We start from the raw sequence: 23,858 nt of genomic DNA on the forward strand, positions 1-23,858 counted from the left end.
TTGAAAAAACCTAAATGTTTACCAAATTGGCGACGCGGCAGGAGCATTAAAAAATACGCGTTGAGAAGTACTTAGTCAATTGTGCTGAGGTTGAGTGGTTAAATATTACGATAAAAATAATGTGGCATACGATTTAATAGATAAATCAGAATTATTTATCAGCTGAAAACGAAAGCCGGCAGTTTCGCCGGCTTTGTTATTTTCGAATTAATTAGTAAATCATGGCCCAGAAAATACGATGGGTTCAATTATTCCTGTGCTTGAATCGAGTTTCATCAACCCATCACTATTCGTAAAAATCAATTTGTCACCCAAAGTAAAAGTTTCAGAATTTACTATAGAGAAATCAGCTAAATCATATTCTGAGACTCTTCCACCGTTGACTGTATAAACAACGTTATTTACGAGATCGAAAGCCACATCGTCTATTGAAGTATCGTGGCTTAACGTCATAACGAAGGTCATATCGCTAGTTGAAAATACATCCCCACCGGCAGATATTAAATAATTCCCATCCGGTGTGGCCCATACGTATTCACCTATTTCATATTCACCGAGATAAGGGCTTTCACCTTCACTTACTATACTCGAATTTGTAATAGAGAATCGCTTGAAATTAGTTGGATAAGAAGCCGTATCTACAGCGAATACATAGTTACCTGGTGGATGCAGCGATAATGTCGATCTGTAATAGATTCCAGCTTGATCAATTAAGCTTCCATCATTTGCATCCACGAGGATTATATTGGTCCAGTCTCCCGAACCAGATGAAATAATGAGAGTTGAACTATATTCAACTACATCATATGGATGAGTGGGGATTTGGTAAGAATGAGTATGCTCGGGCCAGCCAGAGCTTGTGTTAAGATTAAATACTGCAATATAGCCGAATTGCTCGGCATCCGCCCAATCGAAATCGTGTTCTGTGGTTAACATTGCAATATATAATGTATTTCCGTCCCTCGAGAGGGTCATGCGCTTAACTTCCAGAGGCATAGAATACGATCGGACAACGTTTGCAGACTGAGTATCGACCACATAAACCAGTTTATTCAACTTATCAGTAAGATAGGCTCTCCGTCTGATGCTATCTGTCACCAAATCGGTGGCGACAAAGGCCAGATCGTAAGCAATACCATCAACTATTTGGTCGCCATAATTAATTCCCGGCTCTACTACAATATTGACAGACGTACTGGCAACCATGCCAAGCGAATCTTTCACCTGCACTGTTACATTGTAATTACCCGGTAACACAAACTGGTGGTCGGATTGTGCAGTGGTATCGAACGGCAGATCCCAAACACCGTCACCGTCAAAGTCCCAACGATATTGCAACGAGTCCCCATCTTGGTTATCTGAACTTAATGATGCATCAAATGAAAAGACTTCAGCAGTAGTGAAACTGTCGTTGGTAACCGCATAATCCAAATCCGCATTTGGCGCAGTATTTTCGCCACACATATCACAGGGATGATTGAACTCAGAAAGGTTAGACTCACTACCATCATAAGCTAGCGCATAGATTTGTCCGGCACTAATGTACATGTGTACAGCCGCATTATCTGTGGAAAGAGAACCAAGGCTCAACCAAGACTGAAGATTGAAAAACTCAATCTCAGTGTTACTCGACCCTGATACGAAAAAAATGTTTTCATTTTCATCAAATATAACATCACGAATCAACTCGATATCGATATCGAGTTCACCTACTTTAACGAAATCCGGTAGTCTAAGTATGCTTCGGTCAGATGTGATAAGGAAGTTTCCATCAGGAGTAATCCATGACTCCTCCCCAAAGTTCACATCTGAAAAGTAAATACGTTCTTTCTCTGATAGTCCAAATTCGACGATGTCGTAACGAACAAAATCCCCAAGCCAATCTGTATACCAGACTTCGCTACCATCAGGACTGAAAAGCAAGATTTGATTTATAAACGCTCCATTTTCAATAGACTGGTATTTAACACCAGTGATTACGTCAAATATCTCAAGTTTATTCGTAGAGGCAACGTAAATAAGATTATCTTTACCTATAATATCAACGTAAACACCTCCTCCATCAAAGATATTTACCATTGTTTGGTCCGCCGTATTGTAAACAGCTATCTGTGTTATTTGATCAACACTCTGATCCCTGTCGTAAAGCGTCAGGTAAACCTGTTCTTGATCTTCAGAAATGAATAAACCAGAAGGCTCAGTAGGTAGATTAAAATATTTTTCTGTTACCCCCGTTTCACTATTCAGAATCCATAGCCGTTGATTTTCCCAGTCTGCGACAAACAACTTATTGTACTTAGTAACAGTTACGGCGAATCTGGTATTGAATGCATAATTACCAGATTCAGGTATTTCTACTCGTACGCCATCTTTCACCCCTAACTCAACATCAATTTGCAGAGATTTAGTAGCAGTAGCACCAGATGAATCCTTGACTTGTAAAACTACCTGGAAATTGCCGGAGTAAAAATATTCGTAATTGAAGGTTTTGCTAGAAATAAAATCAGTGTCCCAACTATCGTCACCGTCGAAATCCCAACGGTACAGGAGAGTGCTCTCCGCATCAGAACTTTCACTGGCATCAAAGATTATAGTTTCACCATTATTGATATCATTTACAGATGAAAAGGAAAATTCAGCAGTTGGTGCAGTGTTGTCATTGCAAGCCGGACATGGTTTCGACAACTTAACTAACTTTAAATCAGACTCGACAGTGGTCACATAGTACAAATAGTTGCCAATTAGCTGTTGGCCTTTCACTTCGCCCAATGTGGGAATAGTTTCGATCAATTGAAAATATTGACTGTTATAAACCTTTACCGCACCATCTTCGTGCTGAATAATGACAATCTCTGACTGGTCATCAAATAATGCATTGATAGGTCTGGAAGTTAGAGGCAATCTACCGAGTCTCTCCAGGGTACTATCCGCATAGAAATACCCATATGATTCGAACAATAAATCGTTATTTTCTGATAACCAAACATAGTTTAGGATAACCGTGTCCGATTCATATTGTGTTTCATAACTTACTAAATCCAATGTCCTTAGCTGTTGGCCATATGAAGTAGGAAGGACAGCATAAAGAATGTTTTTCTCTGCGTTATAAGTGAATTTCATAGCATGATGCAAGTTATGTTCTGCTATGAGTTCAGCCGAATTTAGGTCATAAATGGCATCACTGTGTTGACTGTTAGATGGACTTGTAATTAGTTTACTATTTTCTGTTACAAAGAAATCGAATATAGACGCATTTCGAAATGTCGGTTCAGATGTCATCTCCATCGATGCTTTATCGTAAATATGTATTTTTGTATTTACATTGTAATCAAACCTGGCATCTACTTCAGGCAGGGAGTTAGCCGCGACAAATAGTGACTTCCCATCTAAACTGAACCTCATCTTTATCGGATAGTATTCATAAGTAAATGTATGCAGAATCTCTGCCGTTTTAATATCAATAACATTTAATGTTTGAGCAGTTTCACTAATTATGAAGAGATGTTGATTTTCTTTGTCCACCAAATAATCCGTCACCTCTCCGCTCATTTCACTTATATTCAAAACAAGTTGCATTTCCGCATCGACAATATCCTCAATACCATCGTTGTCATCATCATTGTCAGCATTGTCGCCGATACCGTCTAAGTCAAAATCAAGCGTTTCTGTTTCATCCCAGGGGAACATATCGTCAGCATCAGGGACACCGTCATTGTCATCGTCAGCGTCCTCTGAATTTGGGATTCCGTCTTTATCTGAATCCAGTGTACCTGATGAATTTAATGATTCTTCAAAGTGTTTAATAGCTTCAGACACACTAATAAAAGGTGTACCATTTTCAGCATCGAAAATATCGGCATTGTTAACCGCTTGCTCAAATTCACTGACACTTTTCGCTAAGTCATCTTTGTTCAATCCTGATGCATTAAGCTTGGTCAGTAATGTTTCACTTATTAGAATGCCGTTACTGCTGTCACCATCTTCATCAAGAGACTGTATTAAGCGGAGTAGGTTGATGACTGAAGGCAAACGGTTATTTTTCGTTTGCATCACATCCAGTGGCGTAACAACTTTTGAAGCCGCAAGTTCTGGCAGGGTTATTTCGCCAATTTTGAAAGTCACGAAATCATTTTCTTCATAGGCATACTCGCCATCAACATTTGTAGTACCTTCATGGCCTGATGTTGTCGTATAACCTAACCCTGCTACCGGAGAGTCGAGAAATACTCCGGTAAATAATTGAGGCGCAGGATCAGGTGATGGCGCTGGATCTGGTGCGGGTGTTGGTGTTGGGGTTGGCGTAGGAGTGGGCGTCGGTGTTGGTGTTGGTGTTGGTGTTGGTGTAGAGCTAGATGAACTGCCGTCACCGCCCCCGCCACAAGCGAAAAGAAAAAAAGCGAAAAAAATTGGGGCAAAACGATACGTGCTCATACAACAGAGTTCCATTCAAATGAGAAAACTGTCGTATAGTAAATGAGATTTAATACAAGTGAAATGTTTAATGATTAAAAAAAAACCGGTTATTGCACAAATTTTGATCGCGTTTTTTTGTATCCAATACCTTTAAGCATTTTGGTTAATCAGTCACTCACTAATTTTATTAGCAGGTCATACGCCGCCACGATGTGCTTAGATTTTTCAGCATCCCCCCCCTTATCGGGATGATGTTGATGTTGTAAGCGTTTAAATTGTTGTTTTAGATAGGCCTTTTTCAACGTCACGCTTTCAGGGATTTCCATGGTGTCTCTGGCATTCTGAATTTCCATCTCACTATACGCACACCTACATGTCATTCGCTTCCAGAAATCCTCTAGCATCTTGTCGATGTCACCAACCTTAGTTCCATTGAAATTATTCCAGTCAAGATAGTAAGCTGCTAATGGATCGTGCAGGTTTATCCCCGCCCCCTGCGGAGCATAGGGTAAAAGTTTAATGTTAAGTGTATGAATGGTTAGCATTCCCGTTCTATTCTGTCGCCATTGCTGCTGAAGCTGATACAAAGCGTTGAATAAAACGAAGTGCGTTTGGAATAAAGACAGCGAATCGCTGAGTGCATGCTGTTTAAATAAAGTGAATGGCTCATGTTTTAACATTTCGATAAGACGATATTCGCTTATTCCTTCACTAAAAATATCCTCAAAATGCTGTAAGGTTTTAATCAGCGTGCTATTCCTACTTTCTGTCATAACCAAACCATGAGATTACTAATGTTCCTGCCAAACTAAAGGGTGAGAAGTTAATATAACAAAAACCATAACCGGATGTTGAAGCGTTCAGCTTTGCCCGCAGAATTACTGCCTTCGTGTGTTGCGGTTAACAAGAACAAACCGGGATTGACGTTAATTAATAGAGATTCCTTAGCCCTCATTCAACACATCTTTGAAGTGAGTACAGCAATATATAATTTACTGTCAGATATTTGTGCGCTGAAGTGGAAACTGCCGCAGAAGTAAATGATGAATTTATTTCGCTATAGGCAATGTATCTGATCCCACCTTCTATATCTTAAAAATTAAGCTTTCGATTCTTCAAAAAATCACCGAGAATAATACTTTTAATACACTACGCCTGCGTAACTGGCGTTTTAAATAACAGGGTTCCCAACATGCCAAAGGCAAGTGAAATAAAGAAAAATAACACCATCGTGTACGATGGGAAAACATGTATTGTGCGCGATATTGAGCGTTCTGTTCCCCAGGGGCGTGCAGGGGGCAGTATCTACCGCATGCGTATGTATGATGTGGTAACAGGGGCGAAATTTGATGAAACATTTAAAGATTCTGACATGCTGGAGATGGCAGATCTAGTGCGCCGTCCTGCGATGTTCTCCTATATGGATGGTGATGAGTATGTGTTTCTGGATAAAGAAGACTACACCCCTTACCACCTGCACAAAGACAGTATCGCCGATGAAGCACTGTTTTTTAATGAAGAAACCGATGGCATTCAGGTGGTGATTGTGAGCGATGCGCCAGTGGCAATCGACTTACCTATGAGTGTTGAATTAGAAATTGTCGAAACAGACCCTTCAATTAAGGGGGCTTCGGCCACTTCACGCACCAAGCCGGCTACTTTATCGACCGGATTAGTGGTTCAGGTTCCTGAATATATCAGTACCGGTGAATGGATAAAGATCAACACCGAAGAACGTAAGTTTCAAGGCCGCGGCGATAAACATTAATGATATCTGGAGCGATTTTTAGATTAGGTATTCTTATTTAATTTTCGCTCACCCTTTCACTCCTAACGGACCTGATACTGCCCTGTCTCCCCCGTAAACTGGATGCTCTGCATTCTCTTATTGTTACCATGGCCTGAAACGCATGGTTGAGGGCCAGCTGGGCAAAAATCGGACATTTCTCTCTGACCAGCCAGATTACCTACTAAAATATAGTTTGATGCGGTTATCTTACTGGCGACGAAGGGGGTCAACCCCCTTCCCTCAACCGCTTGTACTTTCCATGAGTCATGCACCTCATGCTAAGCGGCCTTCTCACACAGAGGATAAGTATGATTGAAGTCAAAAATTTGTGCTTCAGCCGCAAGGATGGAAGCCAGGAACACGTCATATTGGATCAGCTTAACCTGTCCGTAGCGACCGCACAGCATTTAGCACTACTTGGTGACAGTGGTTCAGGAAAAACCACCTTTCTGCATCTATTAGCAGGCTTGCTGCGGACAAAAAGTGGCACAATTACGGTGAATGATCAGATACTTACCCACCTTAATGACCATGAACTGGCCCTCTATCGACGAAGAGTCGGGCTGGTTTTCCAACATTACGAGCTGCTTGAATGTTTAACCGTAAAGCAAAATATCCTGTTTCAGCATAAGCTGAATTTCCCCCATCAACCTGCCGATGAATTCAACCAGCTCGTGGACGTGCTCGGACTTTCCCATAGGCTCAACGCTTTGCCACACCAACTTTCTGGTGGAGAGCAGCAGCGTGTAAGCATAGCAAGGGCCCTTCTGCACCAACCTCGGTTAGTCCTTGCGGATGAGCCCACAGGAAACTTAGACCTGAAACGCTCTTATCAGGTGGTGGAATTACTGACTACCTTGTGCCGCGACAGAAATATTAATTTGATCATGGTCACGCACAGTCACCAGCTGGCAAGATACTTCGAACACGTTAAAACATTAAAAAATGGCACCCTTGATCAATGACATCAGGCTGGTGTTAGCCAGTCATTTAGCGTTTTATTATCGTCATCCCTGGCTTATCGCGCTATTTATTTTAGGGCTCAGTCTTGGCAGCGCCTTGTTAACTGCTATTGCGGGGCTGAATCATGAAGCGCACAACCGTTTTCAGGAATCATCTGCTCTGATTGGTAACCCCATTAGCCATTTTATCAAACCACTAACAGGTAAAACCTATATCGATGGCGAGTTATGGGTTCACTTACGTCGGCTGGGTTTTACCCAAGCCCAACCCGTTTTGCGCGGCAGCTTACAAACGCGAGCTGGTCGTTCACTGGCAATTCAGGGTGTTAATACGCTGCACTGGTTAAACCGTGACCCCAAATCAGCCTCGGCGCAAGCCAGAATACCGTTATCTAAGGAAGCACCACTCTACAGTGCGATGGTAGATAAACAATTTACCTCCCGGCTGTTTACCCCCGAAGGTCACCCCATTCCATTGGTTCTTGGAAAAAAGCGGGCCCAACCAGACATTCGCCTGATGGACAATATTGGCCTTTGGGCAATCACCGATCTGGCTACCGCTGACTACTTGCTTCAGGCCGACGGTCAGCTCAGTTTTATTGAATTAAGCCACTTAACCGAAAAACAAGCGCGCCTGATTGAGCAGGCAGTCGCGGGCAAAGCGCAATTAGTTGAGGCGGAAAACCAGGATTTCACCATTCTCTCCGAGGCCTTCTTTTTCAACCTGACAGCGCTAGCGCTGCTAGGCTATATAGTCGCCGCTTTTTTAAGCTTTAATGCCATTAAGTTAAGCTTAAGTTCACGCAAATCGCTGCTAAAGCAACTGTTTCTACTCGGTTGCAGTAAACGCGGCATCACTGCAGGTTTGGTAATTGAATTATTCACACTAAGTTTGCTCACTGCCACGCTTGGCACCCTTTGCGGATACGTTATTTCCAATGCTCTTATTGTCGATATTAACCGCACCCTGGTAGGCCTGTACCAGTTCGACCACACCCTGGTCATTCACTGGCGATGGTCTAATGTGGTACTCGGATTTATACTCAACCTGATTGCATTGATGGTTATCATGCTGGCGCAAATACCGCGCTTCGTTCGATTCAGGAAACCAGCCTATTACGTATGTCTGCTAGCGAGTGTGGTCGGCGGAATTGGGCTATTCCTCACAGCGGCCACCAGTTATCAGGCTTTACTGTTATGTTTTTGTGTTTTAATCATTTTCGTTATGCTGGTGCCCAAAATATTGCAGGCATTGGTGAGCTATCCGGTTTCGTTTTCCCGCCCACTTTACGGGTGGTTATATGCCGACTCTCGTTATCACTTAACTGATTTACATATTGCTATTGTGGCTATCGTCGTCGCGTTGGGCTCTGCCATCAGTATGCAGATCATGGTAAATAGCTTTGCTATCACGCTGGACAACCACCTGGAAAAACAACTCAGTGCGGATATCTATTTACGTACCTCCCAACGGGATCGCGATTTACGTTATACCTTGAGCCAGCAGCCTGAAATTGCCCGTCTCAATATTTACCAGCAAAGCTCAGGGCACGTGGACAACATTCCCGCTACGCTGGAAAGTTATGGTGAAACTCCACAGCATTATCGACATATTAGCGTGACATCAGGCTCGACAGTTGGCGCCAGCCAGTTTCACCAGGGCGGCTGTCTGGCCAATGAGCAAAGCGCAATCAAGTACGGATTAACACTGGGGCAAACCATTAATTTTACTCAAAACACTGCCCTCTTCACCTGTCGGATTAGCGAATTTTTTTATGATTATGGTAATCCGGGCATCAGGGTGTTAATCCTTGAATCTACGCATGAGCAAAGTGATTTGAACACGGTCTTTTTCGGCTATTCCCTTTGGCTGAACCCTGCCTATTCAGGTGAACTCTTTAGCGAAAGATTAGTGAATGAGTTTGCCCAGGATAGCACGCAAATTTACCCCAACCAGCGCTTTAAGCGGTATGCTTCCGAATTATTCAATGACACTTTTTTTGTGACCAAGATCCTGAATGGCTTTATCTTTGCCATCGCCCTTCTCAGCTTGTGTACAAGCTTGCTAAGCTTGAGTGAAAATCAGTTAAAGCAGCTATCAATATTGCACGAATTAGGCGTCACCCGTACACAACTATGTGTTATTAAACTTATGCAAACCACGCTAATCGTTTCAATTGCTACCTTACTCACTCTCCCTTTAGGGTTTGCGCTGGGCTACGTTTTGTTAAAATTTGTGATGCCTATCGCATTCGGGTGGACCATTCATTTTCACCCAGACATGAATGCCTTATTCACAACCTGTTTTACCCTGATAGGGGTGTCAGCAATATGTGCTTATTTTCCAATTCGTAAACTGACTAAATTCGAGGTGAGAGCACGGTGAAGGTATGCCCGCTGAATTTTTGGTTATTGCCCCTCGTTTTGGTACTGCTAGCGTGTGAACCAGTTAAACAAGACCACGCTCATAGTGGCAGGGCCGTGGCGCGGGGGACACCGGTGAAGCCTGGAAGGGTGGTGGACTTCCCTGCAGATCATGGCATTCATTCTCAACAAGGTATTGAATGGTGGTACTTAACCGCTAACTTAACAAGTAATTCAGGTGATACATTTGGTGTACAGTGGACATTATTTCGCACCCTCCTACCAGGTTCAGTAGAGTCAAAATGGTGGGACGACAATTTGTATTTTGCCCACTTCGCTTTACAACACGAACAAACCCATATGGCATTTGAACGTTTTGCGCGTGCTGGTCAAGCCAAGGTTAGCAGTACGCCTTTTGAAGCTGTACTGGATGATTGGCAATTACGCAGCTTAGGGGGTGACTTTCTCCCTCTGCAGTTAACTGCGAAAGAGACCAATTACGCGGTTTCCCTTACGCTAGATAACAGCCCTGTTACGCTGCATGGTGACAACGGCTACAGCCAGAAAACGCAGAGCGGGCACGCCTCTTTTTATTTTAGTTATCCCTTTCTAAGGGTGACAGGTTCACTCACCTTTGCAGGTAAAGACTATACCGTGTCCGGCCACGCCTGGTATGATCGAGAATGGTCTGCCAGTTTGCTGGACACCGATCAGGTGGGCTGGGATTGGTTTAGCCTAGTCGATGAAGAGCTAAAAAACGGTTTAATGCTATTTTGTATTCGCGACAAGAATGATAATTATGAAAACTGCGCTGGCTCGCTTATTGATGCTGAGGGTGTGGCCGTGTCACTCCAACACCAAGATATCAGCCTAACGGTGCAACAAACCATTTCATTGGGAAACAAAACCTATCCCCGTAAATGGCGAGTCGACCTGCCGAACCGTGAACCAACAATTATTGAAACGATAACGCATGACTCCCGCAATCAACTCTCAATCTCCTATTGGGAGGGAAGAATACAATCCACTGGCGGGTTTGCTGGGAAGGGGTATGGAGAAGTTACGGGGAACTGATACTTTCGGTTAAAGCAGTGTTGCCCCACTTATAGACCACTGCAAGCTTTCTTTTATTCTGTTTAAAAGCCTTACTCTGTACAGAAATTCTCATGTGAAGGCAGCTTAATGGGTTAAGTCATCAAACCAACCATGAAGGGAAGGCAAAGAAAAACTTCATCACCCTGTGGCGGTGAATTTCCTGCTACGTAAAACTTGTTACTTCCTCTAGCAGATTACCCAAGTTCGTATCCCGCTTTCGTGTAATTGCAACACCACACTTCCTACTTCACCCGTTGTCGGCAAAAAAAAGAGCGCGTCACCTGTTTCACCCCATATTTTCTCTTTAAGTATACCAGTGGTGATTATTTGCACAGACCTGCAATGCTGACTAAGCTGTTAAGAGCTTGCTCACTTAACTAATTATAAATTGTTGTGAATGATATTAATCAACTGAACCTAAAGAATATTCTTGAACAGGCGCACATAGGCATTGTCATTCACCGCTGGGATACGACCATTGCCTACGTTAACCCCAAAGCGCTTGAATTACTTCGTTTAAGCTATGACCAAATAATAGGCAAGAGCGCCTATGATCCCCAATGGCAGTTTATCGACGACAGAGGGAGAAAATTACCGTTCGACCAGTATCCGGTTAATAAGGTCATAAATTCCCGCAATAAATTAAACAATGAAATAGTGGGCGTAATAGATGGCTCCGCCAAAGATATTAGCTGGTTTCAGGTTAATGCCTATGTGGAGGGGGAAGTAGGCAAAGGCGGCTTTGTTATCGTCACGTTTACTGATATTTCAGATGCGAAAAAAATGTTTTCATTTGAAGACATTGTGCAAAATACTCAGGACATCGTTATTGTGACGGAAGCAGGGGATATTGACTATCCTACTGGCCCTCGCATTGTATATGTCAATAAAGCATTTGAACTGCTCACCGGTTACTCAAGCTCTGAAGTGGTAGGTGAAACACCACGAATCTTACAGGGGGCGCTAACTGATAAAGCTGCGACCAAGCGTATTCATACCGCCCTGGAGAAAGGAGCAGCGGTGACTGAAACGCTACTCAATTATGACAAAAACGGCCGCCCCTATTGGATTGAATTCAATATTATACCCTTGGTGAATAAATATGGTGAAACGACGCATTTTGCTGCCATTGAACGGGACGTATCGGAAATCATATTCAGGCAGGAGCAACTAAAAAAACGCAATGAAGATTTGCGCGTGCTAAAACTAAAGCTTGAGGAAATTGTAGAGAATCGCACGCAGGAATTAGAAAGAGCGAAAGCGAAGCTAGAGAAAATTGCGTTTTTCGATCCTCTCACCCATGCACCCAATCGTCGTTTATTCAGGGATCAGATTATTAAACTTATCAGCGCAAGTCAGCGCAGTAATTCAGCAGTAATTTTAGGCTTATTGGATATTGATGATTTTAAGTTAGTTAATGATAAGTTCGGTCATGACATTGGCGATGCCGTATTGGTTGAACTCGCGCAAGCAATACAGGCTATTTTTCGTACCGAAGATACATTTTGCCGCTATGGTGGTGAAGAGTTCGCGTTTGCAGCCTCGGCCAGTCAGGAACAGGATGCGTCAGTACTCGGGGAACGCTTGCTTAATGCGGCCAGGCAGCTGAAAGTTCACACTGAATCGAAAGATGTGACCATTACGGTTAGCATCGGTATGACAGCGGTTGACGCTAAAGAAATTACAGATTTTGAAGAGACCCTACGCGATGCGGATAAAGCACTGTATCAAGCGAAAAGCGAGGGAAAAGACCGTTTTGTTGTAATCACTTAAAGGCTGTCCTTTAAATGTACCTGTATGAAAAGAGGGGCTGCAAAATAGTGTAGGGAGCGTTTAGATGCAGTGGCTCAAGACTTTAAGCGGACGGTCAAGGCCCCGAAAAGGAGCAATTGCACCCAAGCTATAATACTGAACGAAGCGACGGAAGTCGGCGTGTAATTGTCCCGCTTGCTTGGGTTGTTATGCGCAACGTCACTCCATTACGTAAATGTATCTATGTACAACGACTCTACTTTATCCCTAGCCCATTGAGTTTTACGTAAAAATTTTAAAGATGATTTAATTGAAGGATCATTACTAAAGCAATTTACCCTTACCCGTTGATATAAACCTTTCCAACCATAGTACTCATGTAGCCGAGTTAGAATCGTTTCCAACGTAAGCCCATGCAAAGGATTATTGATCTGTTCCTGATTCATCAGATACCTTGGAAGTTAAATTAGCTAAAGCAGTTTAACAAACTAAAGGACTACAACCACTAAAGAAAACTAAATTGTCAACTGCATAGCTTTGCGCATAACGTCGCAGTAACGAGCCGTCACACGATGGCACGAATATCGAAGTCGCCACCGTGTTACTGTCCGGGCGCGCCAACCGCGTTATAGAGTTCTCTTATGCGTCGTGCTACGCATGATCAGTAACAATATTAATGACAGTGTTGTGTTCCAGTAAAGCCTTCGCTGCAACGATGACTTGGTTGAAGCCGCCTGTGGAATCGAGTGCACGAACTATGATGTCATCGTTACTCCCGGTAAATCCGGTTTCTTCGATTGTCAGTTTGGTGTCGCCAGTATTTGTTTCTTCTAGAATCCACCGAACTTCAGTCCATGTGTCTTCGTTTCCCCACTTGATATGAATCAAAGAGTCTTTTTTCAACTCTAAGACTTGGACAGTAAACCCAAAGGCGTCATCATCATCACCGATGAACCAGGTCACCGATTCACCCATCTTGAGGCCTGAATCTGTTCGGTGAAACCAAAATTTCTTCATTCGTTCTGGGTTGACGAATGCTTCGAATACTTTGTCAGGGCTCGAACGAACGATTGATTGCGCTCGTGCAACTAGATTCATCATGGTACTCCCGAAAATATCGTTAAAGACGCATAACGCTTTGCATAAAGGGTAACTACTTGTTGATTATACTGGGGCGCAGCGCCAGCCAGCAAGTAGGTGTCCCCACGAACGCAGGGAGGTTTGATGCATTTCTTAGGCACCGGTGTCTCCCATTATTCTCTGCATGCATAATCTGATCATATTTGATAAAGAAGCGTCAACAGGTGTGTAGCTAATAGTGACCAAAGTTGGATTCTCTGATCTTTGTAACTCAACCGTCAATGGTTGACCTAGTGTAATCTGATGAAAGATATTAAGCCCTGAATCAATATTTGTAGAAAATAATACATATTCGCCATTAATTATTTCGGGTATCCAATCTGAATTCGTCGAGAATCCGCCAACTGAGATAGTTGCACTGTTAATGTGTTTTTTCCAATAGCGACTATTTTCATCAATATACTTGGATGAAATAATGAATATGGGAGCCACAATACCGTTTGGAAGAGTTCTCAACTCAATATAACCGGGGTAAGTATTATAAAAATCATCCTCAGCTATTAATTGAATGTGACACTCTTGCACTCCAATTAGATCTTTTGGAACATCAATCAACTGACTGATCTCAAATTCACCATTTGATTTTCTGATTGAAAACTCAATTTTGCCCTTGACGGCAACGTTGCTAGGAGGGGCTTCTTCAGCATTTGCCATAAAGACTAGCAAAAGTGAGAAAAACAATACCTTCATATAAAAAATCCTTTTAGGCGCCTAACACCTTATAACTCGAGGATGCTTTCACACACGAACCCCGCATTCTTATTTAATATCAGCACTTTATAGCATTAAAAAAACCAAAAACACTGCTTTATATACGTATTTCTGAGCCCTCTAAGTAGTAACGGGGCGAAAACTTAATGTAGTTTAAGTAAATCAATAAATTGGCATTTTTATGTACTGAAATTGATGTGCAATTAAGACTTCTCATTAATTCTAAGCGCCAAACTGTACTATATTCCATTCCGTTGGCACGAGCCCTTTCCTCAAGCTCTAAACGAATTCGTATACGCAATAGGTAGGATAATTGAAGGGTTTTTTTCTGTCTGACTATGCGGTCTTTGTTACAAAGTGTATGAATTTGAATAGCCATAAGTTGCCTCCCGTTTCGTAGGAAACTTGTATATGGCAGTCAGGTTAGCGGGTATAGTTGAGGGTCTGTGCCAGACAAAATTTGGACATTCAAAAAGTATCATTCCCAAAGGCAGCCGTCGTAGCATTCCACTTAACTGACACCGACGCCATTATTACAGCTGTATTGTTTTGGAATGAAAGGCGCTTCATTTATACTTTACAAAACTGTAGTTAGAAGAGAATCTCATGCCACGAGCCAGTGCCTACCATATTCTGGTAAAGACAAAAGAAGAAGCTGAAAAGCTTAAGCAACAATTGGCCAGAGGCGCTAACTTTCAGCAGTTAGCTAAAAAGCATTCTATCTGTCCCTCCCGCAAACGCGGAGGGGATTTAGGAGAGTTCAATCGTGGAGATATGGTCAAGGCTTTTGACGAAGTTGTTTTCAAAAAAGCGCTTTTTGAAGTGCATGGCCCAGTAAAAACTAAATTTGGTTTTCATTTGATTAAAACTGTTTATCGGAGTTAGCGTTTTGTTTGAAGTTTTCCCTAATTGACGGACAACAACAGACAAACATTAAACCTCCTGGCCTGCGGCCCAACCGCTACTCCATGCCCACTGAAAATTGTAGCCACCCAACCAGCCTGTAACGTCCATCACCTCGCCGATAAAGAACAACCCTTCTACTTTCTTGGCCATCATGGTCTTAGACGATATCTCGTTAGTGTCTACGCCCCCTAACGTTACTTCCGCAGTACGATACCCTTCAGTACCATTTGGTTTTATGTTCCATTCGCATAGGGCCTCTTGCATGAGCAAAAGCTGGTTATCAGAAAATTGCTTTATGGGCAGATTTTTCCAGTTGTTGACTTCTATAAGTACCTGGGCCAATCGTTTTGGGAAGTGTTTCGCTAACACTGTCGACAGCTGAGCCTCCGGCGATACCTTCCTGGCCTCCAGCAATATATCACCCTGTGCAGCGGCCAGTAGATTTATTTCTATAGCTTCACCTGGTTCCCAATAAGAGGAGATCTGCAACATAGATGGGCCGCTTAAACCACGATGAGTAAATAGCATCGCTTCGGTAAAGGAATTACGCGTATTTCCCGCACACACATCTACCGCAATCCCACTTAAATCAGCAAACACGTGTTTATCTTGATCGTGCAGCGTAAACGGGACCAGGCCCGCCCGAGTGGGTAGCACTGCCAAATCAAACTGTTCTGCAATTTTATAGCCGAATGGCGTGGCACCCAGTTTAGGTAAACTCAACCCTCCGGTGGCGATAACCACCGACTCTGCCTGATATTCACCCAATGAGGTGTTCACAGTAAATTTATCGGCGATTTTCTCGACGCTCAACACTTCACAGCGGGTGGTGACCAGGGCCCCATACTTGGAGCATTCATTTAAAAGCAGGTTAACAATATCAGCAGCGGAATCATCACAAAAAAGCTGACCTAAGGTTTTTTCATGATAAGGGATGCCGTATTCCCCTACCAACGAAATAAAATCCCATTGCGTATAGCGGCTTAACGCTGACTTACAGAAATGGGGGTTTTGCGATAAATAATTTTCGGGGGAGGCATACATGTTAGTAAAATTACAGCGGCCGCCACCCGACATTAGGATTTTGCGACCCACTTTTTTTGCATGATCAAGTACTTCGACTTTGCGACCGCGTTTAGCCGCTTGGGCAGCACAAAAAAGCCCAGCTGCCCCTGCGCCAATAATGATCACATCTCGCTGTTTTACCATTAGCGATTAACCTGAATAAATTACCCCGCGGCGATTATACAGGTTATCGACCCGATGGAGGAAAAATCCTACAGGAGAGTTACAAGCTATCCAGCATAGTTTGTGCGTCACTCACTTCGAAGTTACCCGGGTCTTCAATATTGAGTTTTCGCACAATCCCATCTTCTACCAACATGGAATAACGAACAGAGCGTACTCCACCGAACTCACCCGTATCCACATCCATGCCGATGGATTCTGTGAAAAAAGCATTGCCATCACCGGCCATAATGATTTCTTCAGCATTGGTGGCTTTGCCCCACGCATCCATAACGAATGCGTCGTTTACTGAAATACAAATTATCGAGTCGACACCCTTTGCCTTAATCTTATCGGCCAGCGCTACATATCCTGGCAGGTGTGTTTGGCTACAAGTAGGAGTAAATGCACCGGGAACGGCAAACAACACCACCTTTTTACCACCAAACAACTCCTCCACATGAGGATTGGTCATTTTTCCATTTTTTAATACGCTCAGGGTAACTTCAGGTAATGAGCTTCCTACTTGTATCATCTAATTCTCCTATCAAGTATTGGTCAGATAAACATCAAATCGATGTTTTTTACTGGTGATTGCCATTGTTGGTTTGCAATCATTTAACAGTGGTGCGCTATTAGGTCGCTTCACCACGACGCGTGATTTCGCCAGTTTCATCGCTGGCGCTAATAACTCATTGGCATCAGCATCCGGCCCAAGCAATTGTTGAAACACGCGCATTTCTTTTTTAACTAAAGCAGATTTTTTCCGATGTGGAAACATCGGGTCCAAATAAATACCGTCCACTTCGTCTAATGCCCAGTTTTGCATAACTAATATACTATCGCCATGGATAAGTGATAATTGCGCCGCCACCTCAGGTTGCTGCGCTTGTAAGCGCTCGATACCATCTGCTAATAACGCCGCCACCACGGGCGAGCGCTCTATCAAGACTACCTTACAGCCGCTACTTGCCAGCACGAAGGCATCGCGTCCCAGACCTGGCGTAGCGTCGATAAGGGTAAGCGGGCGCGTAGATTTCACGCCGAATGCTTTGGCTAGGGGCTCTTTAAAAGCACCACCATGTTGTTTGCGATATTGAGTTTGTGCAGACAGGAAATCTACCGTGATACCATGCTGTTTGGGTTCATTAAAATCCTTAAGCACTAATTGTTCTTGTTCAATACAAAGTGCTAATCCAGAGGGTGGCTGCTTTACGACCTCAAATTTCCAGCGTTTACTGAGACTCTGGGCTTTTGCAGACGCGAGAGGATCGGTGCTATCCACATACAATTGCACAGTATTAAGCATGGCCATACTGCTCCTTTACGCCAATCCAGCGGTTGATTATAGCTTGGGCATTAGAGGGATGCTCATTCCACAGGCGTTGGGCGATTTGTTGTACCTGGGGAATAAGTTGCGCATCACGCACTAAATCCGCAATTTTCAAGTCAGCAATACCAGTTTGTTTGGTGCCCATAAGCTCACCAGGCCCCCTGATTTCCAGGTCCCGCTGGGCAATGTAAAAACCGTCACTTGACTCTCTTAGCACAGCCAGCCGCTGGGTCGCGGTTTTTGACAATGGGCTTTGATACATCAATACGCACTGGCTTTCCACTGCCCCTCGTCCTACCCGACCGCGTAATTGATGAAGTTGCGCCAACCCTAGTCGTTCTGGGTTTTCAATGATCATGATACTGGCGTTCGGTACATCCACTCCAACCTCAATCACAGTGGTGGCCACCAGCAAGTCCAGTTCGCCCGCCTTAAAATCAGCCATAACTTGCTGCTTTTCGTCGGCTTTTAAGCGGCCATGCACCAGCCCAATACGCAGTTCAGGCAAAGCGGTGCGCAAAGTAATAGCGGCATCTTCTGCAGCCTGACATTGCAGTACGTCAGATTCTTCAATTAAAGTGCACACCCAGTAAGCTTGGCGTCCATTCGTTTTACAGGCCTCATACACACGCTGGATCACATCTGCACGCCGGGAGTCTGGCAGCACCACGGTGGTGACAGGGGTTCTGCCCGGCGGGAGTTCATCGATAACAGACGTATCTAAATCTGCGTACGCTGTCATGGCTAAGGTGCGGGGAATAGGTGTCGCAGTCATGATCAACTGGTGTGGAAATCGCCCCTGTACACGACCTTTTTCTCTTAACGCGAGTCGCTGATGCACACCAAAACGATGTTGCTCGTCGACTATAACCAAAGCTAGCTGATGATATGCTACCGCCTCCTGAAAAATCGCATGGGTGCCGACCAACATTTGAAGCTCGCCGTTTGCCAGCCGAGCAAGTATCTCATCGCGTTTCTTACCCTTTAACTTACCCGCTAACCAGCCTACTTCTATCCCTAAGGGTGCCAGCCAATTTTTAAAATTAATGGCGTGCTGTTCAGCCAGCAACTCAGTAGGAGCCATCAAGGCCACCTGGTAACCGTTGCCAATCGCGGTAAGTGCTGCTAAGGCCGCCACGAGTGTTTTACCTGAGCCTACATCACCTTGTACCAACCGCATCATCGGGCGTGATTTTCTAAGGTCGGTCTGAATGTCTTCTACCACCCTTCGCTGCGCTCCGGTTGGGGAAAATGGGAGCGAGGCAAGTAACTGACCTGTCAGATCCGGTGCTGCGTTCAGCGGTATGCCCGGTTGCGCATCTGACTGTTGGCGCACCTTCAACACACTTAAATGATGAGCTAAAAGCTCCTCGATAATCAGCCTTTTTTGCGCAGGATGTGCGCCACTTTCAAATGTCTCGATAGGCACATCTGGCGTAGGCCGATGGACCGTATGCAACGCCTTATGCAGTGGCATCTGCTGCTGGTATAAACCACCAGGCATGAGATCGGTAAGGTTTTTATCGCTGAGCAGTGCCAGCGCCTGCTCGGTTAACTTACGAAGTGTAAGTTGCTTCACGCCCTCTGTGGTGGGATAAACTGGCGTCAAGGTTTCCTCATTGGCACTTGCATCTTCGCTTTGTAAGGCAAACTCCGGATGCATCATTTCCAGTCCGACTTTGCCTGTGCGGATCTCACCAAAGCAGCGCAGCCGATTACCCGGTGAAAGCATAGTGCGTTGGGCCGCACCAAAGTGAAAAAAGCGCAGGGTTAGGGTACCTGATCCATCTGAAAGCTTTACCACCAGCATACGCTTACGGCCATACTGAATATCAGCTTGCATTACTTCGCCCATCACACTGACATGAGTAAACGGGCGACATTCAGCCACACTATAAATCCGGGTGCGATCTTCGTAACGGGCAGGTAAGTGGAAGAGCAAATCCTGGACCGTGTAGACACCAATTTTTTCAAGCTTTTCGGCTACTTTTGCTCCCACTCCCTTTAACTGGGTAAGAGGCATGTGCGCTAGAGACTGCATCGCAGCCAGTTCCCTCGGCTATTCCTAAGTAGCCGCAGTATAACCGTAAAAAGTCTCCAGCGTGAAGTCGATTACTCTTTGTTTGCGGTTGTCTCGGGTATAGCTAATGCTCTCGCCATGGCCAGCACTAACTCAGCAGAGGGACGCACTTTATAATCGGGATTTACGTAACTTAGTTGCACTACACCTTTGGTGTCGACAAAAAACAGGCTGGGTGCGGGTAATACCGCCTTTCCCTGCGCATTCTCGGTCAACGAAATATTGTACCCTTTGTATTTATCTCGCGTTTCCTCATCAACGGTAAACCCGATACCAAAGCCAGAGATAGCGGCTAAGTTTTCATCAGTCAACAATGTAACTGCCTGATTGGCGTCAAATTTTTGTTCTTGAAGCTGGGCAGGTGATTGCGGGGAAATCGCCAGGATCTGATAACCAAGCTGAACTAAGTCCGCTTCGATATCTTTAAGTTCAGCCAACTGTCGGTTGCAATAGGGGCACCAACCCCCTCGGTAAAACAATACAACGCTCGGCTTTTGCATAAAAAGCGCCTTTAAGCTAAACGGCGAGCCTTGCGCGTCTTTCACCATAATGTCTGGCACCGACATTCCATTTAACAACGGCCTGACATCCAGCGAATTTGAGGCGAACGGGGAGGTATTGGCACTTACTGGGTGCGTAATCATCAGTAACGCTGCTAGAAGCGCCAGTGCGTAGGTCTTAATCATACATAATGTCTCAGTTAATGAAGATGACTATATGACCTGATCACATCACGTATTATTTCATTATTATGACGATTCGTCGGCTTTTAATGCTGCCATCGCTTTAGGTGACAATTGCATCTGTTGCCACCAGCTTTCATCAGCAGCGATTTGCCCGCTATCATCTATAGGAGGATAAGCGATGCCTTTTTGTTTGCACATTCGCGACAGGCGAGGATACCCCCCCTCAAATAGAAATTCCTGGCAGGCTTGTTCGCTAAGCTGTTGTTGATCATACATGCCCACGATATCACGTTGTCGCTGCGCTTCATAAAGCACTAACGCAGCTGCCACCGATACGTTTAATGACTGTACCATCCCCAACATCGGGATGACGATATCTTGATCGGCCATGGCGATAGCTTCATCCGTCGCCCCATATTTTTCCTGTCCAAATAGGATAGCGGTAGGTTTGGTATAATCGATGGATCTAAAATCCACAGCCGTGTCGGAAAGGTGGGTAACCAATACTTGCATACCCTTACTTTTAAGGTGTGAGAGCGCATCACCAATCGTATCGTGATTTGATTGTCTGACCCATTGTTGACTACCCATTGCCGTGCCACCCGGCAATTTGTATTTCTGTTCCCAAACGGTATGTACCCGGTGAATCCCCACAGCGTCACACGTACGCACTACGGCAGACACATTGTGGGGCTTATGAACATTTTCCAGACAAACGGTCAGGTCGGTCTGCCGTTTGGCTAACATGGTCCGAATACGCTGATAGCGTTCTGGTGACATAATATCCTCAGGAATACAGCAGAGGTTGAACCCTATACTTACTCAGGCAATTCCATTATGCCGTCGATTTCGATTTGCGCTGACTTGGGTAGCTGGGCAACACCTATGGCGGCGCGAGCAGGATAAGGTTTGTTAAAATACTGGCTCATGATTTCGTTCACCTTTGCGAAGTGCCCCAAATCAAGTAAGTAAATATTCACTTTCACCAAATCATCCATTGAACCTCTAGCCGCGGTACACACCGCCTTAAGATTCTCGAATACCTGTTTAGCTTGGGCTTCAAAATCATCTGATACTAATTCCATGGTGTCAGGGTTAAGTGGAATTTGCCCAGAAAGATACACTGTAGTGCCTGCTTTCACAGCTTGACTGTACGTACCAATTGCTGCCGGAGCGCTGTCCGTTTGAATAATTGATTTAGCCATAATGTTTCCTGTTGTAGTGTTAGTAACGAGACTGACTGTGGCGTGAAACTTTTTGCACTTCAGGCATGGTTCTGATCTTTCGCATAATGCGTGCAAGATGCACACGGTTATGGGTGGTCAGCTCGATATCGACAAAATAGATGTTACTTTCTTTTTCTTCTGTTTGTAGGCCAATCACATTGGAATCGCAACTTGAAATCATGTTGGTCAATGTAGCCAGTGTGCCTTGATGGTTATAAAGCTCTATACGACAAGCGGCTTTAAACTCGCCTTGAGGCTTATCGTCCCATTGCATTGGCAGCACGCGTTGCGGCTCTTCGCGAGTCAGCTTACGAATGTTTTTACACCCTGTCTGATGGATTGTCATCCCGCGGCCAGGACTGAGCACGGCAATTATTTCATCATCGGGAATAGGATGACAGCAGCGCGAGTAATGCACTAACAGTCCTTCGGTTCCTTTGATTGCCACATTACCTTTGCGATCGGGGATTTCCGCACTGTCGCCAATCAGGCGACGAGCCACAATGGCACTTAGTTCATTCCCTAGTCCAATATCCACCAGTAAATCGTCAAACGTGCGATGTTTGGTCTCGGCCACCACTCGATCGATATCTTCTGGCGCGATATCCTCTAATTTCACCGAACCTAAAGCATGACGTAACAAGCGGTTTCCCATGTTCACCGCTTCCTGTGAATGCTGCTTACGCAAATATTGCCTAATACGGGTACGCGCCCGTGCACTCACTACAAAGTTCAGCCAGTTTGCATTCGGTTTGGCTTTGGGAGAGGTAATGATCTCCACGGTTTGGCCGTTTTCTAGCGGTTTGCTCAGGCTATAATTACGTCGTTCGACTCTCACCCCTACACAGGTATTACCAATATCCGAGTGCACCGCATAAGCAAAGTCGACTGCGGTAGCTCCCATCGGTAGTTCGATGATGCGGCCATCAGGAGTAAACACGTAAATTTCTTCGGGAAACAGGTCTGTTTTCACCGATTCAATAAATTCGAATGAGGTACTGGCACTTTGCTGTAATTCCAGCAAGGTTTGCATCCACTTTCTGGCCCGCAACTGTGCCGTGGTATCACTCTCGCCTGGTGATTTATAAAGCCAATGTGCCGCCACCCCTTTATCCGCCATCTGATCCATGGCCCGAGTACGAATTTGCACTTCCACCGGGATCCCATGTGGACCCACAAGTGAAGTATGCAAAGACTGGTAGCCATTGGTTCTGGGTATAGCGATATAATCTTTGAAGCGGTTTTCAATTGGCTTGTAAAGGCTATGCATAGCACCCAGTGAGCGGTAACAGTTATCTACCGACTCCACCAAAATCCTGAAGGCATAGATGTCCATCACCTCATTAAACATCAGTTCTTTATTCTTCATCTTGCGATAAATCGAATACAGATGTTTTTCGCGGCCAATCACTTCGCCTTCGATCTGGTGTTCACGCAAGCGTGTAGATAGTTCCTGGCGAATATTATCGATGATTTCTTTACGATTGCCCCGAGCCTGCTTAACCGCCGATTTAAGGGCGCGATGCCGCATCGGGTACATGGCTTGAAAACCTAAGTCTTCAAGCTCATTTTTAATGTCATGAATACCCAGGCGATGGGCGATTGGGGCGTATATTTCTAACGTTTCCAGCGCGATGCGGCGACGTTTGACAGGCCGTAAGGAGCCCAGCGTGCGCATATTGTGAGTACGATCGGCAAGTTTAATCAGGATGACCCGAATATCCTGTACCATCGCCATCATCATCTTGCGAAAATTTTCAGCCTGCGCTTCCTGTTTGGTACTGAACTCGATTTTATCGAGTTTACTTACCCCTTCCACCAGTTCAGCAACGGTCTGTCCAAAATTGCTGGATAAGTCCTCAAAACTGTAATGTGTATCCTCGATGACATCATGCAGTAATGCCGCCATTAAGGTTTCATGGTCAAGATGCATATCAGCGAGAATACCGGCTACAGCGACCGGGTGGGTGATATAAGGATCGCCGCTGGAGCGCATTTGACCGTCGTGGGCATCTTTTGCCAAAGCAAAAGCTTTCTGCACCAGTAATACGCGCTCTGGTGAAAGGTATTCCGAAAGCTTTTGTTTTAGCCCTTCAAATAAGTACACAGAACTGAGATTTCCGTTATTGAATGCAACTAATTAAAGGATACGAGTAAAAAGTGGTTCTGCCAAT

General features: G+C 44.6%; 19 protein-coding genes. 6 read left to right on the plus strand and 13 right to left on the minus strand.

Going from position 1 to position 23,858, the window contains the following annotated elements:
* Nucleotides 1-219: 219 nt before the first annotated feature.
* Nucleotides 220-4,431, minus strand: a complete 4,212-nt coding sequence (locus tag OPS25_RS15390) for a PKD domain-containing protein (RefSeq protein WP_265618769.1) — start codon at nt 4,429-4,431, stop codon at nt 220-222.
* A gap of 149 nt (nt 4,432-4,580) precedes the next feature.
* Nucleotides 4,581-5,186: a DNA-J related domain-containing protein gene (locus OPS25_RS15395; protein ID WP_265618770.1), complete on the minus strand. Its 606-nt coding sequence runs from the start codon at nt 5,184-5,186 to the stop codon at nt 4,581-4,583.
* A gap of 419 nt (nt 5,187-5,605) precedes the next feature.
* Here OPS25_RS15395 and efpL point away from each other — a divergent pair, with 419 nt between their 5' ends.
* The 5 genes from efpL to OPS25_RS15420 all read left to right on the plus strand — a co-directional run bounded on the left by efpL (nt 5,606) and on the right by OPS25_RS15420 (nt 12,396).
* Nucleotides 5,606-6,181 (plus strand): elongation factor P-like protein EfpL, encoded by a 576-nt coding sequence (efpL, locus tag OPS25_RS15400; protein WP_265618771.1) that lies wholly within the window; start codon nt 5,606-5,608, stop codon nt 6,179-6,181.
* A gap of 329 nt (nt 6,182-6,510) precedes the next feature.
* Nucleotides 6,511-7,167: an ABC transporter ATP-binding protein gene (locus tag OPS25_RS15405; protein WP_265618772.1), complete on the plus strand. Its 657-nt coding sequence runs from the start codon at nt 6,511-6,513 to the stop codon at nt 7,165-7,167.
* Nucleotides 7,148-9,550: an FtsX-like permease family protein gene (locus OPS25_RS15410; RefSeq protein WP_265618773.1), complete on the plus strand. Its 2,403-nt coding sequence runs from the start codon at nt 7,148-7,150 to the stop codon at nt 9,548-9,550. The genes OPS25_RS15405 and OPS25_RS15410 overlap by 20 nt, the downstream gene beginning before the upstream one ends.
* Complete coding sequence (locus OPS25_RS15415) at nt 9,547-10,602, plus strand: lipocalin-like domain-containing protein (RefSeq protein WP_265618774.1); 1,056 nt, start codon at nt 9,547-9,549, stop codon at nt 10,600-10,602. The genes OPS25_RS15410 and OPS25_RS15415 overlap by 4 nt, the downstream gene beginning before the upstream one ends.
* A gap of 414 nt (nt 10,603-11,016) precedes the next feature.
* On the plus strand, nt 11,017-12,396 hold the full coding sequence (locus OPS25_RS15420) for a diguanylate cyclase (RefSeq protein ID WP_265618775.1): 1,380 nt from the start codon (nt 11,017-11,019) through the stop codon (nt 12,394-12,396).
* Nucleotides 12,397-12,602: 206 nt separating this feature from the next.
* Here the strand turns inward: OPS25_RS15420 and OPS25_RS15425 are convergent, their stop codons facing one another.
* From OPS25_RS15425 to OPS25_RS15435, 3 genes are all read right to left on the minus strand, one after another.
* Nucleotides 12,603-12,821, minus strand: coding sequence for a VF530 family protein (locus tag OPS25_RS15425; RefSeq protein WP_265618776.1), 219 nt, complete (start codon nt 12,819-12,821; stop codon nt 12,603-12,605).
* Nucleotides 12,822-13,026: 205 nt separating this feature from the next.
* A complete protein-coding gene (locus OPS25_RS15430; protein WP_265618777.1) occupies nt 13,027-13,476 on the minus strand; it encodes an SRPBCC domain-containing protein in 450 nt (149 codons plus the stop codon).
* A gap of 132 nt (nt 13,477-13,608) precedes the next feature.
* Nucleotides 13,609-14,205 (minus strand): hypothetical protein, encoded by a 597-nt coding sequence (locus tag OPS25_RS15435; RefSeq protein WP_265618778.1) that lies wholly within the window; start codon nt 14,203-14,205, stop codon nt 13,609-13,611.
* 627 nt (nt 14,206-14,832) lie between these two features.
* Here OPS25_RS15435 and OPS25_RS15440 point away from each other — a divergent pair.
* Nucleotides 14,833-15,111, plus strand: coding sequence for a peptidylprolyl isomerase (locus OPS25_RS15440; protein WP_265618779.1), 279 nt, complete (start codon nt 14,833-14,835; stop codon nt 15,109-15,111).
* Between the two features lie 48 nt (nt 15,112-15,159).
* Here OPS25_RS15440 and OPS25_RS15445 read toward each other — a convergent pair whose 3' ends face one another.
* The 8 genes from OPS25_RS15445 to spoT form a co-directional block, all read right to left on the minus strand.
* Entirely contained in the window at nt 15,160-16,341 is a 1,182-nt protein-coding gene (locus OPS25_RS15445; RefSeq protein ID WP_265618780.1) for a BaiN/RdsA family NAD(P)/FAD-dependent oxidoreductase, read from the minus strand.
* A gap of 79 nt (nt 16,342-16,420) precedes the next feature.
* Entirely contained in the window at nt 16,421-16,894 is a 474-nt protein-coding gene (locus tag OPS25_RS15450; RefSeq protein ID WP_265618781.1) for a peroxiredoxin, read from the minus strand.
* A 12-nt stretch (nt 16,895-16,906) separates the two neighbouring features.
* Nucleotides 16,907-17,674 (minus strand): class I SAM-dependent methyltransferase, encoded by a 768-nt coding sequence (locus OPS25_RS15455; RefSeq protein ID WP_265618782.1) that lies wholly within the window; start codon nt 17,672-17,674, stop codon nt 16,907-16,909.
* The gene (recG, locus tag OPS25_RS15460) at nt 17,661-19,733 is read right to left on the minus strand and encodes an ATP-dependent DNA helicase RecG (protein WP_265618783.1); all 2,073 of its coding nucleotides are present in this window, start codon (nt 19,731-19,733) and stop codon (nt 17,661-17,663) included. The genes OPS25_RS15455 and recG overlap by 14 nt, the downstream gene beginning before the upstream one ends.
* 71 nt (nt 19,734-19,804) lie before the next feature.
* The gene (locus OPS25_RS15465; protein ID WP_265618784.1) at nt 19,805-20,458 is read right to left on the minus strand and encodes a peroxiredoxin-like family protein; all 654 of its coding nucleotides are present in this window, start codon (nt 20,456-20,458) and stop codon (nt 19,805-19,807) included.
* 63 nt (nt 20,459-20,521) lie between these two features.
* Nucleotides 20,522-21,238: a tRNA (guanosine(18)-2'-O)-methyltransferase TrmH gene (trmH, locus tag OPS25_RS15470; RefSeq protein WP_265618785.1), complete on the minus strand. Its 717-nt coding sequence runs from the start codon at nt 21,236-21,238 to the stop codon at nt 20,522-20,524.
* Between the two features lie 38 nt (nt 21,239-21,276).
* Nucleotides 21,277-21,663: a RidA family protein gene (locus tag OPS25_RS15475; RefSeq protein WP_265618786.1), complete on the minus strand. Its 387-nt coding sequence runs from the start codon at nt 21,661-21,663 to the stop codon at nt 21,277-21,279.
* A 19-nt stretch (nt 21,664-21,682) separates the two neighbouring features.
* The gene (spoT, locus tag OPS25_RS15480; RefSeq protein ID WP_265618787.1) at nt 21,683-23,791 is read right to left on the minus strand and encodes a bifunctional GTP diphosphokinase/guanosine-3',5'-bis pyrophosphate 3'-pyrophosphohydrolase; all 2,109 of its coding nucleotides are present in this window, start codon (nt 23,789-23,791) and stop codon (nt 21,683-21,685) included.
* Nucleotides 23,792-23,858: the final 67 nt, after the last annotated feature.

Source organism: Alteromonas aquimaris (assembly GCF_026183695.1).
In the GTDB taxonomy this organism is placed as follows: domain Bacteria; phylum Pseudomonadota; class Gammaproteobacteria; order Enterobacterales; family Alteromonadaceae; genus Alteromonas; species Alteromonas aquimaris.